Raw genomic sequence first — 12,945 nt, 5'->3', positions numbered from 1 at the left:
CGGCTGTGCGAGAAAGCCTCACGCCCGGGCGCCGGGCGATCATCAGCCTCGCCGCTGCTCATGGACCGGAGTGCTCGACCACAGCGCCCATGTCGGCGGCGCGGGTGCCGTCCGCGAGTGGCCTAGGTACGGAGATGTGTTGTGGGCGTACTGGTCCGGGTTACTGGCAGCCCGACGCAGCCGGGACGCCGGCGAAGCGTTCGTCCAGGAAGTGCAGGGCATCGGCGACGCCGCTCAGGGCCGAGACCAGGTGGGTCGGGGTGCTGGTGCGGACATAGCTCACGCGGGCGCCGGCGCCGCACCAGGCCGCTACCGCGGCGTCGGTGCCCGCGATCGGGAGGGAGTCGTCGCCGGTGGAGTGCCAGACGAAGGCGGGGGCGCCGGGGGTGTTGGCGTCGAGGCGGAAGCGGTTGGCCAGGGCGGTGATTCGGGGATGGGTGGCCAGGCCGGGGGCGGCGGCGTAGTCGTCGAGGTGGCTGAAGGCGTACTTGCTCCCGAAATCGTGGCCGCAGGCGCGCCGGTTCTGGGCCAGGGCCGTGCGGCCGCGCTCGTTGAGCAGGGCTGGGATGTTCGCCTCGGGCGCGATGCGATCCAGCGCGGACAGCGCCAGCAGGCCGAGACCGGCGCTGTAGGTGCCGCTGGTGGATCGCAGCGCGCTGATCAGATCGGCGGGCAGCCCGCCCATGGCGACCCCGGCCAATGGGAGTTCGGGGGCGTACACCGGCTGGGCCGCGGCCGCGAAGCTGGTGGCGTAGCCGCCGCCGGAATAGCCGAGCAGGCCCACGGGGGAGGCGCCCAGACCGGCCGGGGCGAATGCGCGGGCCGCGCGGATGCCGTCCAGCACGCCGTGCGCCCCCTGCGGCCCGTCCAGGAAGCGCTGGTCGGGGCCCTGGTAGTCCGGGAGCACGATGGCCCAGCCGCGGTGCAGCAGGGCGAGGGCGCCCAGGGCCTCGCCGTTGGTGTTGTTGAACCCGGCGGCGAACGCGGCTCGAACGGAATAGGAAGTGGTGCAGTCGATTCCGAGACTGTCCTCGGCGACCTGGTAGCTCAGCAGCGGACGGGCGCCGGGGCCGGTCCAGGGCACGATGGGCACCGCGATCGTGACGACGCCGGTGCTCGGCGCGCCGTTCGCGTCCGAGGATCTGTACTGCACCTGCCACACCCGCAGCAGCGGCGCCGCGTCCACGCCGTACGGATCCACCGTGCGAGACTCGAGCACCGTGCCGTTGGCGTACGTTCCTAGATTCGGCGGGGCGTCGTAGAAGGAGTCGTGATCCGGCGTCGGAATCCGTTCCGCGGCAGCTGTTCCCGTCGCGACGGCCACCCCGGCGAACGCGGTGATCGTGACGGCGATCGCGGCGAACCAGCGCCGGATGGAGCCTGCGGATGTGGGGTTCGGCCGGGCAGGGATCATGGTTTCCTTCGACTTGCCGGATCAATTCGCGCAGCAGACTATGTGCTGTTCGCGAGGACGGTGTCGGGATTCACGGGAAGCGGGCAGACTGACACGGGTGACGAACCTCAGCAAAGGTGCGAATGTGCCCGTTACCGCGAGTGCGGTGCGAGCGGTCCTGGCGTGGTCGGGCGGGGCAGGGGTACCCGATGTAGATGTGTCGGCGCTTCTACTCGGTCAGGACGGGCGAGTGCGTTCGGACGCGGATTTCGTGTTCTACAACCAGCCCGGACACGCCAGCGGCGCGGTACGCCATCTCGGCAAGCGCGACACCGTCGACGGCCTGGACGTGAATCTCGCGGCGGTCGAACCGGTCGTCGACCGAATCGCGGTGTGCGCCTCCGCCGATGGCGGTTCCTTCGGGCAGGTGCCCGGTCTGCACCTGCGCCTGCTGGACGCCGCGGGCGCGGAGATCGCCCGCTTCGATATCGCCGCGGGCGTCGAGACCGCCATGCTCTGCGGTGAGCTGTACCGTCGCGGCCCCGGCTGGAAGTTCCGCGCGGTCGGCCAGGGCTGGTCGAGCGGCTTGGCCGGCCTGGCAACCGATTTCGGCATCAGCGTCGACAAGGAGGAACCGCCGGTCCCCGCCGCGCCCCAGCACCCGGCTCCCGGATTCCCGCCCCCGGGCCAGGGTTTCGCACCCCCGCCTCCGGCGGGCCAGGTTCCGCCGGAGGCGCCGGGATTCCCGCTGCCGGGGCAGGGATATGCCCCGCCCGCGCCGGGGTACGCGCCGCGGCCCGCCGCGCCGGGGTACGCGCCGCCGCCTCCCGCGCCTGGATACGCGCCGCCGCCCGGCCCGGGGATGGCTCCCGCGCCGGCCGCCGCCGGTGCGCCCGCGCCCGGCGTCCGCCTGACCAAGGGGGAGGAGCGGCTGCCGGTCGACATGCGCAAGCGGCTGTCGCTGCGCAAGGAGCAGGTGGCGGTCTCGCTCGCCAAACACGGTGTGCCGCAACTGACCGCGCGGGTGATCATCGTGCTGGACGCGTCCGGTTCGATGGCCATGCTCTACAGCAAGCAGGTGGTACACCGTGTCGTGGAGCGCATGGCGGCGGTGGCCGCGCAGCTCGACGACAACGGCACCATGGCCGCCTGGACGTTCGCCAGCAATTGCGCACGCCTGCCCGATCTCACCATCGCCGATCTGCCGCAGTGGCTTTCGCTGCACGTGCGCGGCGGTGAGTTCAAGATCCTGCCCGGCTCGGGGCGCAAGAAGCTGCAACCCGGCCAGGTCGACATGCGCAAGATAGGCATCCAGAACGAGGAGCAGAAGGTCATCGCGGAGGTGCGCGCCCAGGTCCGGCACGAACCGCTGCCGCTGCCTACCCTGGTGCTGTTCTTCTCCGACGGCGGCGTCTACAAGAACAACGAGATCGAGGCCGAACTCCGTGCCGCCGTGGAGGAACCGATCTTCTGGCAGTTCATCGGCCTGGGCAGCAAGGCGGGCTACGGCGTCCTCGAGCAACTGGACACCATGGCGGGCCGCCGCGTCGACAACGTCGGCTTCTTCGCCGTCGACGACATCGACACGGTCAGCGACGGCGAGCTCTACGACCGCCTGCTCGGCGAGTTCCCGTCCTGGATCAACGACGCCCGCCGGGCGGGCATCCTGCGCTGAGCTGCACGGGTTTCGCCCCGCGCGGCGTTGCCGCGCGGGGCCCGGTGCGGTCGAGTACGCCCGGTCCTGCCCGGATCAGTTTGTGCGGTGGCGGGTGGTGTGCGATCAGGTCGCGGGCTCTGATTCGGGGGATGTCAGTCGTTCGGCCTCGTCGAGCCAGTCCAGGTACCAGCGGGTGAAGGTCATCGGCGCGCCGGAATCGTCCAGCAGCGGGGTCATTTCGGCCCCGTCGACGCGGTCGTCGGACCAGATCCGGCCCGCGTGCGGGCCGGTGATCACCAGCCACTGGCGCATGGCGCAGCCCAGGTGGCAGATCGCGGCGGCGCCCGCGGTCAGATCGTCGCTCCACCACACGGCGGTGTAGCGGTTGTCCCAGGCTTCGTAGACGAGATCGAACTCGTCCTCATCATCGAAGTCCGCTTCATCAGGCTCCTCGGCGCGCAGAGCGGCGAGCAGTTCCCGGTCCGGCCCGCGCGCGGGGAACGGTTCGGCCAGCCTGCCGAGTTCGGTCAGATCCGCGCCGTCGCCGTCCCAGCGCCAGCGGCCGTCGACCCGCCGCACCGGGAACAACCCGTAGGACGGACCCGCGCCGCCCGCGCCGACCTCGAGCAGGAAGGCGCGGTAGTCCGCGGGCAACGACGTGCCGATCTGCGCCTCCAGTTCGGCGACCTCGCCGGGCGACAGCACCGGTTCGAGCTCGAACCGGTGGCCCTGCATGCCGAAAACCGAGCTGTTCGCACGCCCGAGTGTTGCGACGCGCTCGCGCACGCCGTCCCATATCCGATCGCTCACCCGCCGCAGCCTAGCCGTGGGTGCGGACTGCCGGGGGAGTCGTTTCGCCACCGGAGCGGGTCCGCAGCCGTCGCCCGGCGGGCGCGGGCGCACTCCGAACGGCGGGTTGGCGTCCCGCACCGACCGGGCGACGCCCGCGCGGTTCAGAGCTCGCGCCGCATGACCGTACGCGGCCAGCGATCCAGCCCGTACTCCGCTTCGCGGGTGCGAATCTTGCTCAGGCCGGGCGTCAGGTCCTCGTCGTCGATGATCTGGAAGCCCAGGCGCTCGTAATACGGTGCGTTCCAAGGCACTTCGACGAACGTGGTGAGTGTCAGCGCGCCGAGGCCGGCGTCGCGGGCGAACTGTCCCGCGTGTTCGATGAGTTCGCGGCCGATGCCCCGGCGCGCGGCGTCGGGGTGCACCGAGACCTGGCCGATGTGCTCGGTCTCGTCCACTTCCTCACTGATCAGGTAGGCGATCGGGGTGTCGCTGTCGTCGTCCACGGCCACCCAGGCGCGCCCCGCGCGGCGGTGTTCCTCCAGCATTTCGATGGTGGGCGGATCATCCTCCGCGATCTCGGTCATGCCTACGGTCCGGAAGGGTTCTCCGGCCGCGGCCTCGATGTGCTGAAGGGTGGGGAGGTCGTCGGATCTCGCCGCACGAATGCGCATTTTCCGAAACTAGCGCACCCGGGCGGTGGAATCACTCCGATACCCGGTTCGCCGCCCCCAGAACGGCGGACAGCAGTCCGGGCAGGGCGGCGTCGACGTCGTCGAACCGCAGGCGCTGGCAGGTCTGGCCGTCGATCATCACCCGTTCGGTGAGGCCGGCCTCGCGCAGGATCTTGAAGTGATGGGCCGCGGTCGACTTGCCGATGGTCTCGTACAGCGCCGAACAGCGCAGCGGTCCGCCGGCGTTGCCCAGGCGGCGCAGCATTTCCAGGCGCACCGGGTCCTGGAGCGCGCCCAGCACGGTCGGCAGCGGCGCCACCGGCAGGACGGCGGGCAGGGGGGACTCGTAGTGCAGCGCTTCGATGTCTGCCATGAGCTACCTCACTCGGATATCGGGTTTGACGACGATCGAACCAGGAGTAGCGTCAGGTTCGATCATTATCAAACTTACCTGATGGAGGGTTCGATGGCAGCGTCAGTGACGCACCCGGGCCGGGTCGACACACAGGGCAGCCAAACGTGGGCGTACGCGCTGGTGCTGGCCGCCAGCGGCGTCGCGCTCGGGGTATCCGGCGCGCCCGCCCCGCTCTACGGCCTGTACCAGCAGGAGTGGCACTTCTCCCCGCTGACCACCACCTTCGTCTTCGCGGTCTACGCCGTCGCCGCGCTGGCCGCGGTCCTGGTCTCGGGCCGCATCTCCGACGTCGTCGGCCGAAAGCCGGTGCTGCTCGGCGCTTTCGGCATCATGATCGCGGGCCTGGTGGTCTTCCTGCTCGCGGACAACGTGGCCATGCTGCTGATCGCCCGCGCCCTGCACGGCACCGCGGTGGGCGCGATCGTGGTGGCCGGCGCGGCGGCACTGCTGGATCTGCGGCCCCAGCGCGGCGCGCGGTCGGGTCAGCTCTCCGGGGTGGCCTTCAATGTCGGTATGGCCGTGGCGATTCTGGGTTCGGCGGTGCTGGCGCAGTACGCCCCGCATCCGCTGCGCACCCCGTACGTGATCATCACCCTGGTCTGCCTGATCATCGCCGCGGGCGTGCTGCTGCTGCGCGAGCCGCACACCGCGCGCACCAACGGCCGCATCCGGATCGCCAAACCCGCCGTGCCGCAGGAGATTCGCGGTGATTTCTGGTTCTCCGCGCTGGGCGTGATGGCCGCCTGGTCGGTGCTGGGGGTGCTGCTGTCGCTGTATCCCTCGCTGGCCGCGGCCCAGACCGGCATCCACAACCTGGTCTTCGGCGGCGCGGTGGTGGCCTCCACGGCGCTGGCCGGTGCGATCACGCAGTTGTTCGCCACCGACATCCCGGCGCGCCGGGCCGCGATCGCCGGTGACATCGGCATGGCGGTGGCGCTGGTGCTGACCATTCCGGCACTGGCCACCGGTCGCTGGGGCCTGGTGCTGCTGGCCGGATTCGCCCTCGGCGCGACCTTCGGCCTGGGCTTCGGCGGATCGCTGCGCCACCTGTCCAACGTTGTGCCGCACCACAAGCGGGGCGAGACCATGTCGGCCTACTACCTGCTCGCCTACTCGGCCATGGCGCTGCCTACGGTGCTCGCGGGCTGGGCGGCCACGACCTGGGGCATCGAGAACATCTTCCCGTGGTTCGTCGGCGCGGTGGCCGTGGCCTGCCTGGGCGCGGCGGGTCTCGGGCTGCGGCGGCGGGTGGAGACGATCCCGGTCGCGGCCGAGGTCACCGAACCGCAACTGCCATAGCGAGCCGATCGCGACCGCCGGAGCCGTCGTTCCGCGCCGGCTCCGGCGGCGCGAACCACGGCTTCCCGAGCCGGCGCCGGCGCGAAACGTACTGCCCGAGACCGCGTATCGGTCCAAGCTGTGCGTTTCGCGAAGCCGATCGCTATCCTTCCGCTATGCGGTGGTGGGCGAGGTTCGGTGGGTGGGTGAGCCGGACGGTCAATCGGTCGGCGCTGTTGTTCTCGGTGCTGGCCGCGATAGTGGCCGCGGTGACCCTGCTCGGCGGCACCTGGTGGCTGCTGTGGAACCTGCTCGGCGCGCGGGACGAGACGCCGAATCAGGTGGAGCTCACCAAGATCGCGCTCGCCATCGCCGCCGGTATCGGGTTCGCGGTCGCGCTCGTGGTGGCGTATCGGCGGCAGCGCGATCTCGAACGCGGGCGCTTCGCGGACCTGTTCGGCGCGGCGGCCAAGCAACTGGGCGATTCCGATGTGGCCGTACGCATCGCCGGGGTCTACGCGATGGCCGGGGTGGCCGACGAGTTCTCCCAGCGGGGCAGGCGCCAGCAGTGCGTCGACGTGCTGTGCGGGTATCTGCGGCTGCCGTACGCGCCGGACGAGGGCATCAGCCACCTGGTATCCAAATCCCAGCGCATCGAGGATTCCGGGACCGCGGTGGAGCGGGTCTACCACTTCCGGCAGAACGACAGACAGGTGCGCGACACGATCGTGCGGGTGATCGCGGACCGGATCCGGCGCAGCGCCGAGAGTTCGTGGTCCACCTGTGATTTCGACTTCTCCGATGCCGTGTTCGAGAACGCCGATTTCTCCGATGCCGTGTTCGCGGGCCGCAGCACCCGATTCACCAATGCCGGATTCACCGGGTCGCGCGTCACCAGCTTCGAGCGGGCGCGGTTCCTGGGGGCGCGGGTCACCTTCCGCGGGGCCATGTTCCGCGGTTCGGAGACCACCTTCGAGCACGCGGTGTTCGCGCACACCCATATCGCCGGATCTGAACGCGACAGTGCCGGAACGACCTTCATCGACGCCACCTTCGGTGGTTCGGTCACCTTCGACAACGCCGTCTTCGGCGGCGGGCGCACCGCCTTTACCGGCGCCCGGTTCGCCGGGGAGCGCACCGGTTTCGCGGGCGCGGAATTCACCGCCGATCTGACCTCCTTCGAGCGCTGCATGTTCGACGGCGACCGCGTGACCTTCACCAGCGCCGAATTCACCGGCCCGCGCACGAGTTTCATCGCCACCCGGTTCTTCGCCGAGGCCACCGCGTTCGACTGCGCGCAACTCGGCGCGAAGTCGCGGTGGCGGGCCGGTCGCACCCGCGAGGTGTCCTTCGCCCGCGCCGAGTTGCACGGGCGCATCTCCTTCGCCGACGCGGTGCTGGGCGGGCGCGCGGTGGTCTTCACCGGCGGCGACTTCTTCGGCGAGATCTCCTTCCGCCGTGCGGTCTTCGAGGCGAAGGACATCAGCTTCGAACGTCCCAAGGCGTGGGTCGGCGTGCAGGTCGACTGGGCCGGAAATCCGGGCGCGAAACCCGTCAACGTGCGGCCCGAGCAGTGGCCGCCGCCGCTGGCAGACACCCCCGCGGTGACAGTGGGCGCGGCGGCGAAGCTGGAGAAGGCGGAGTCCGCGGGTTGATCGTGCCGCCGGGTTGTCGGGACGGCGTGCGGCGAACCGGGCCGTGCGGCAGCCGAACTCGGCCGGGAACTCAGCGGGCGGGGAAGCGGAGCAGTCGATCGTCTCCGGCGCGCGCGTCGCCGCGGCCGTCGTGATTGGACGTGCCCAGCCACAGCGCGCCGTCCGGTGCGACGGCGACCGCGCGCAGCCGCCCGTAGCGGTCGTCGAACCAGGCGCGCGGTTCACCGGTCCGCCCGTCGGTCAGCGGCACCGCCCAGAGCCGCTCCCCGCGTAATCCCGCCACGTACAGCGTGTTTCCGGCGATGGCGATACCGGAGGGGGAGGCGTCGGCCGGTTTCCACACCACCACCGGGTCGGTGAAGCGGCCGTCCCGGGTATCGCCGCGACCCTCCACCTCGGGCCACCCGTAGTTGCGCCCGGGTTCGATCAGGTTGATCTCGTCGAAGGCGTTGCGCCCGAACTCGGCCGCGAACAGCCGCCCGTCGCGATCCCACGCCAGCCCCTGCACGTTGCGATGCCCGAGGCTGTACACCGGTGATCCCGGGGTCGGATTCCCCGGGGCGGGCGCTCCGTCGGGGGTGAGCCGCAGGATCTTCCCGTCGGGGTTCCCGGCGTCCTGGGATCGCTCGGCCTCGGCCGCGTCCCCGGTGCCCGCGTACAGCATCCCGTCCGGCCCGAACGCTATGCGTCCCCCATTGTGATTGGACGCCTTGGCGATTCCGCTGAAGATCACCTCCGGCTGCCCGTCGAGCCGGAACCGCACGATGCGATTGTCCTGCGCCGCGGTGAAATACGCGTACAGGTACCCGTCCCGCGCGTAGTCCGGCGACACCGCCAGCCCCATCAGCCCGCCCTCACCCGCCGCCTCGACCCCGGGCACCCGGTACACCTGCTCCGGCGCGGCCCCGGTGACCACCCGCAGGATCCGCCCCGAATCCCGCTCGCTGACCAGCGCGGTCCCGTCCGGCAGGAACGCCAGCCCCCAGGGCGTCTCGAGCCCCTGCGCGATCTCCTGCCCGGCCTCCAGGTCCACGCTCCCCGCGGGCACGCTCGTCGCCGTGGTGACCGCGGTCGCCGCCGGTGGCGGTGAGGCGTCCTCGGTACCGCAGCCGACGGCGACCGCCAGCACCACCAATCCGGTCGCAAGTCGTGCGGGAACACCACCCATATCCCCATCCTCCGCGAAAACCGGCGCGAATGCCGCACGTGCCACGCGTGCCGCCCCGATACCGTGCCGTCGTTGCCCCGGCGGCTCCGAGGTCGTCGAACCGTGCGATCGAAACCTCGCGTCGCCGCGTAGCGGAATTCCACGTCGAACGGCGACGCCGTCACCACGATGCGTTCCGGCTCTCGCATCGGCGCTACCGAGTAGTGAACTCACCCCGAACCGATCCCGCGGGCGCCGCAGACTGTTGCGGGCGGACGGATTCGATACGCGGCAACCGACCCGCTGCGAGTCGCGCGGGCCGGCCCTCGGGTCTTTCTTCTGTCCGGGTGCGGCTCGTCGCAACCGGTCCCGATGACACGCGTGATCCGAGTGGGCGGCGGCCACGCACGACCGGGCGCCACCGGCGTGGACTTCACCGCCACTTCTTTCTCGAGCCGCCCCGCTCGGATACCGCTCGGCTACAACCGGTTCGGGGTTCGTCACATTGCCCCGGTTCGGGAGGTGCGATAGCTTGCAGGCGCAGCGGGATGGAAAAGTGTAGGCGATTCCACGTGTGGGGTGGGGAGTTTCGACGTGCAATCTGTGCTGATATGCACGGCTGTGGCGCTGTTGTGCGCGGCGGCCGCCGGGGGCGGGTGGGCGATCGCGCGGGTGCGCCGGGCCGGGGGAGGCGCCGGGGAGCGGCGCGCGCTGTTCGTGGCGCGGGTGCTGGCGCCCACCATGGCCGTGGTGGGCTGGGTGGTGTTGATCGCCACCATGATTCCGGTTCTCGGCCCGCCGACCGGCGACACCGTCGCGGGCACGGCCGTGCCCGCCGCGCCGGGGCTGATTCCGGCGGCGGCCGTCACGACTCCGACGAGTACGAAACCCGTTGCCCCCGATCCGATGTCACTGTTGAAGCCGGGGGACTGTGTCGAGGTGCCGATGGAGCGCACCACCGACGCGCAGGGCCGCACCGCGTGGCAGCCCGGCAGTCCCGTGCAGGCGGACTGCAACACGGTGGACGCGAACTACCGTGTCCTGCAGACCGGTCCGGGCGCGTGCACTGATCCGCTCTACAAACTCGAATCCAGCCGCCGCGACCGCTCCGGCAATCTGATCTACCACCTGTGCCTAGGCTTCGACTGGCGCGCCGGATTCTGCTACGACACGGCCGACATGGACGAGCCCGCCAAGGTGGCGTGCGGCACCCGGGGCGCCAACGTCGTACAGGTCACCGCCGTGCTGACCGACACGACCAGCGGCGCGAACTGCCCGCGCGACGATCAGGGCGCGGTCTGGGTCGTCTGGGACAAGCGCCGCATGACCGTGTGCTTCCGCGGCTCGGACACACCCGGCCACTGAACGTCCGGCCGTCGCCTCACGCGGACCGCAGGCGGCCCACCGTGATCACGTCCGGGATCAGCCATTCCGGCACCGGCCGGCTCACCTTGCGCTGATCGACCACCTCGAATCCGGCGTCCCCCAGCAGTTTCCGGGTCTCACGCGGGGAGGGCGCGTGCGCGGGGAACAGCGGGCTGCGGGTCAGGCGCTGGATCGGGCGCGCGGCGGGCGCTGCCGGATGCATCGTCGCGATGGCGATCAAACCGTCCGGCACCAGCACCCGCGCGAACTCGCGCAGCGCCACCGGATGGTCGAAGAAGTGGAAAGCGCTGGTGGAGACGATCGCGTCGAGTTCGCCGGCCCCGAGCGGCAGCTTCTCCGCCGCCGCGGTGCGCCAGTGCACCGCCGCGGAGCGGGCCCTGGCCTGGTCGAGCATGCCGGTGGAGGCGTCGACCCCGTAGATCACCTCGGGGCGCAGTTCGCGCGCGATCCGCGCGGTGAGAATGCCGGTACCGCAACCGATGTCGGCGATCCGCCGCGATCCGGCCGCCCGCAGTTCGGTGATCACCTGATCCTGCGGCGGCAGATACACCGCGCGTTGCAGGGCGGCGGTGTCGTAGGCGCGGGCGACGTTGCCGAAGAACCGGGTCACCACGCTGTTGAGGCCGCGATTGCCCGCGGTGTGGGACGTGCTGTTCATGGGTGCTCCTATCCGGTCCCATCGAAGCAGATTCTCGACTGTCTGGGAAGGTTCATCCGCTGCGTATCCGCGGGCCCGTGGAGTAGCGTCTGGCGCATGAGGATTCGTGGGGCCGTACTGGAACGAATCGGGCAGGCTGCGCCCTTTGCGAAGTCGAAGCCGATCAGCGTGAGTGAACTCGACCTGGGTGATCCCGGTCCCGGCGAACTGCTGGTGCGTATCGAGGCCGCCGGTCTGTGCCACTCGGACCTGTCCGTGGTGGACGGCAATCGGGTGCGCCCGGTTCCCATGCTGCTCGGGCACGAGGCCGCCGGCCGGGTCGAGGCGGTCGGCGATCCGGAGAGCGACATCGCCGTGGGCCAGCGCGTGGTCATGACCTTCCTGCCGCGCTGCGGGGAGTGCTCGGGCTGCATGAGCGAGGGCCGCACGCCCTGCCTGCCCGGCAGCATGTCCAACAACGCCGGTGAACTGCTCGGCGGCGGTCGCCGCCTGCTGCGCGACGGCGAGCCGGTGCACCACCACCTCGGCGTCTCCGCCTTCGCGACCCACGCCGTGGTCGACCGCCGCTCGGTGGTCCCGGTGGACGACGACGTCCCCGCCGACGTCGCCGCGGTGCTCGGCTGCGCGGTGCTGACCGGCGGTGGGGCACTGCTGAATTCGGCGAAGCCCGGCCCCGCTGATCGCATCATGGTGGTCGGGCTGGGCGGGGTCGGCATGGCCGCGGTGCTGGTGGCCGCCGCCCTGCGCGAGGGCACCGGCCGCGAGGTGATCGCGGTGGACACCGTGGGCGACAAGCTCAAGGCCGCCCTGGAACTGGGTGCGAGCGAGTCGTACACCCCGGCCGAGGTCGCCGAGCAGGGCATCACGGCCGAGATCGTGATCGAAGCCGCGGGCAACGTGCGCGCGTTCGAGACCGCGGTGAACGCCACCGCGCCCGGCGGCACCACGGTCACCGTCGGACTGCCCGCCCCCGACGCGCGGGCCAGCATCTCCCCGCTCGCGCTGGTGGCGCAGGGCCGGTCCATCATCGGCAGCTACCTGGGCTCCGCGGTGCCCGACCGGGATATCCCGGAGTACGTGCGCCTGTGGCGCGAGGGCAAACTCCCGGTCGAACGCCTGATCTCCGCGCGTATCCGGCTGGAGGACATCAACGGTGCCATGGACGACCTGGCCGCGGGTCATGCCCTGCGCCAGGTCATCATGTTCGACTGAACACCGCCGCCGGGCAGCGATCGCGTTCGGCGCGATCGCTGCCCGGCCGGTCGTGGCCGGCCGGTGGTCCGGCGTGAACCGCGGTGGTTCAGCGCACCTCGATGCTGATGGTCGCGGTCTGCGTCCGCGCCGGCAGCTTGCCGGTGTCCACCAGCAGGATCTCGCCCGAATCCTGGACCCCGTTGGGCAGCGTCTTGGCCTCGAGCCCGTACGGCGGCTTGTCACCGGTCGAGCCGCCGAGCCCGAAGTCGCTGTCGTTGGCGATGTACAGGGTCTTCCCGCCGTCGGTGGTGGCCACGCCCTCGATCTTGTCGTGGCCGAAGAACTTCCCGTCGGGGTTCAGTCCCGACAGCAGCGCCGACAGGTCGAGATTCGACTTCTTGGCGACCGCGGTGATCCCGGCCTTCTGCAGCGCGGCGACGCCGTCGGCGGTCGGGACCGCGCCCACGTAGGTCTCCAGGGCCTTGTCGTCGATCACCAGTCCCAGCGCCGGATCGTACTGTGCCCCCGGCACCTTCGAGTCCGGCCCGACATCGGTGGCGCCGGTGATGTCGATGGTCCACAGCTTCTTGTTGGCCTTCGGCGCCTTGTTGCCGTCCCGCTCGTCGACCAGGAAGACGGTGTTGCTCAGCGCGGTGATCTCCGAGACCGCCAGCTTCTCCTTGGGATCGTGCAGCGGGT

Annotated in this window: 12 protein-coding genes; 5 read left to right on the top strand and 7 right to left on the bottom strand. The window is 70.9% G+C overall.

What is annotated here, in order from left to right:
* Positions 1-160: 160 nt before the first annotated feature.
* Positions 161-1,414, bottom strand: a complete 1,254-nt coding sequence (locus ACWDOP_RS12720) for a lipase family protein (protein ID WP_456345180.1) — start codon at positions 1,412-1,414, stop codon at positions 161-163.
* Here ACWDOP_RS12720 and ACWDOP_RS12715 point away from each other — a divergent pair.
* On the top strand, positions 1,374-3,068 hold the full coding sequence (locus tag ACWDOP_RS12715; RefSeq protein ID WP_456345179.1) for a VWA domain-containing protein: 1,695 nt from the start codon (positions 1,374-1,376) through the stop codon (positions 3,066-3,068). The two genes, ACWDOP_RS12720 and ACWDOP_RS12715, sit on opposite strands and share 41 nt — an antisense overlap.
* A gap of 105 nt (positions 3,069-3,173) precedes the next feature.
* Here ACWDOP_RS12715 and ACWDOP_RS12710 read toward each other — a convergent pair whose 3' ends face one another.
* The 3 genes from ACWDOP_RS12710 to ACWDOP_RS12700 form a co-directional block, all read right to left on the bottom strand.
* Positions 3,174-3,860 carry an SMI1/KNR4 family protein gene (locus tag ACWDOP_RS12710; protein ID WP_456345178.1) on the bottom strand — a complete coding sequence of 229 codons (687 nt, stop codon included), beginning with the start codon at positions 3,858-3,860 and terminating at the stop codon, positions 3,174-3,176.
* A gap of 143 nt (positions 3,861-4,003) precedes the next feature.
* On the bottom strand, positions 4,004-4,513 hold the full coding sequence (locus tag ACWDOP_RS12705) for a GNAT family N-acetyltransferase (RefSeq protein ID WP_456345177.1): 510 nt from the start codon (positions 4,511-4,513) through the stop codon (positions 4,004-4,006).
* A 31-nt stretch (positions 4,514-4,544) separates the two neighbouring features.
* Positions 4,545-4,886, bottom strand: a complete 342-nt coding sequence (locus tag ACWDOP_RS12700) for an ArsR/SmtB family transcription factor (RefSeq protein ID WP_454203977.1) — start codon at positions 4,884-4,886, stop codon at positions 4,545-4,547.
* Between the two features lie 93 nt (positions 4,887-4,979).
* Here ACWDOP_RS12700 and ACWDOP_RS12695 point away from each other — a divergent pair, with 93 nt between their 5' ends.
* Positions 4,980-6,227: an MFS transporter gene (locus ACWDOP_RS12695; protein WP_456345176.1), complete on the top strand. Its 1,248-nt coding sequence runs from the start codon at positions 4,980-4,982 to the stop codon at positions 6,225-6,227.
* 155 nt (positions 6,228-6,382) lie between these two features.
* A complete protein-coding gene (locus ACWDOP_RS12690) occupies positions 6,383-7,861 on the top strand; it encodes a pentapeptide repeat-containing protein (protein ID WP_456345175.1) in 1,479 nt (492 codons plus the stop codon).
* Positions 7,862-7,931: 70 nt separating this feature from the next.
* On the opposite strand, the gene ACWDOP_RS12685 is transcribed toward ACWDOP_RS12690, so the two are convergent.
* The gene (locus tag ACWDOP_RS12685) at positions 7,932-9,029 is read right to left on the bottom strand and encodes a PQQ-dependent sugar dehydrogenase (protein WP_456345174.1); all 1,098 of its coding nucleotides are present in this window, start codon (positions 9,027-9,029) and stop codon (positions 7,932-7,934) included.
* A gap of 573 nt (positions 9,030-9,602) precedes the next feature.
* On the opposite strand from ACWDOP_RS12685, the gene ACWDOP_RS12680 reads away from it, so the two are divergent.
* Complete coding sequence (locus ACWDOP_RS12680) at positions 9,603-10,373, top strand: hypothetical protein (protein ID WP_456345173.1); 771 nt, start codon at positions 9,603-9,605, stop codon at positions 10,371-10,373.
* A 16-nt stretch (positions 10,374-10,389) separates the two neighbouring features.
* On the opposite strand, the gene ACWDOP_RS12675 is transcribed toward ACWDOP_RS12680, so the two are convergent.
* Positions 10,390-11,052: a class I SAM-dependent methyltransferase gene (locus ACWDOP_RS12675; protein ID WP_456345172.1), complete on the bottom strand. Its 663-nt coding sequence runs from the start codon at positions 11,050-11,052 to the stop codon at positions 10,390-10,392.
* A gap of 96 nt (positions 11,053-11,148) precedes the next feature.
* Between ACWDOP_RS12675 and ACWDOP_RS12670 the strand changes: the two genes are divergently transcribed.
* Entirely contained in the window at positions 11,149-12,264 is a 1,116-nt protein-coding gene (locus ACWDOP_RS12670) for an alcohol dehydrogenase catalytic domain-containing protein (RefSeq protein WP_456345171.1), read from the top strand.
* Between the two features lie 88 nt (positions 12,265-12,352).
* Here the strand turns inward: ACWDOP_RS12670 and ACWDOP_RS12665 are convergent.
* On the bottom strand, positions 12,353-12,945 hold a 593-nt coding region (locus ACWDOP_RS12665), incomplete at its 5' end, for an esterase-like activity of phytase family protein (RefSeq protein ID WP_456345170.1).

The organism is Nocardia sp. NPDC003693 (assembly GCF_053981095.1).
The sequence above is the reverse complement of the archived record's forward strand: the minus strand, read 5'-3'. Positions and strand labels throughout refer to the sequence as shown.

Excerpts from the sequence above, each read along its gene's own strand:
- ACWDOP_RS12695 (WP_456345176.1), top strand. The coding sequence starts at position 4,980 with ATGGCAGCGTCAGTGACGCACCCGGGCCGGGTCGACACACAGGGCAGC.
- ACWDOP_RS12715 (WP_456345179.1), top strand. The coding sequence starts at position 1,374 with ATGGAGCCTGCGGATGTGGGGTTCGGCCGGGCAGGGATCATGGTTTCC.
- ACWDOP_RS12685 (WP_456345174.1), bottom strand. The coding sequence starts at position 9,029 with ATGGGTGGTGTTCCCGCACGACTTGCGACCGGATTGGTGGTGCTGGCG.
- ACWDOP_RS12670 (WP_456345171.1), top strand. The coding sequence starts at position 11,149 with ATGAGGATTCGTGGGGCCGTACTGGAACGAATCGGGCAGGCTGCGCCC.
- ACWDOP_RS12690 (WP_456345175.1), top strand. The coding sequence starts at position 6,383 with ATGCGGTGGTGGGCGAGGTTCGGTGGGTGGGTGAGCCGGACGGTCAAT.
- ACWDOP_RS12700 (WP_454203977.1), bottom strand. The coding sequence starts at position 4,886 with ATGGCAGACATCGAAGCGCTGCACTACGAGTCCCCCCTGCCCGCCGTC.
- ACWDOP_RS12720 (WP_456345180.1), bottom strand. The coding sequence starts at position 1,414 with ATGATCCCTGCCCGGCCGAACCCCACATCCGCAGGCTCCATCCGGCGC.
- ACWDOP_RS12675 (WP_456345172.1), bottom strand. The coding sequence starts at position 11,052 with ATGAACAGCACGTCCCACACCGCGGGCAATCGCGGCCTCAACAGCGTG.
- ACWDOP_RS12705 (WP_456345177.1), bottom strand. The coding sequence starts at position 4,513 with ATGCGCATTCGTGCGGCGAGATCCGACGACCTCCCCACCCTTCAGCAC.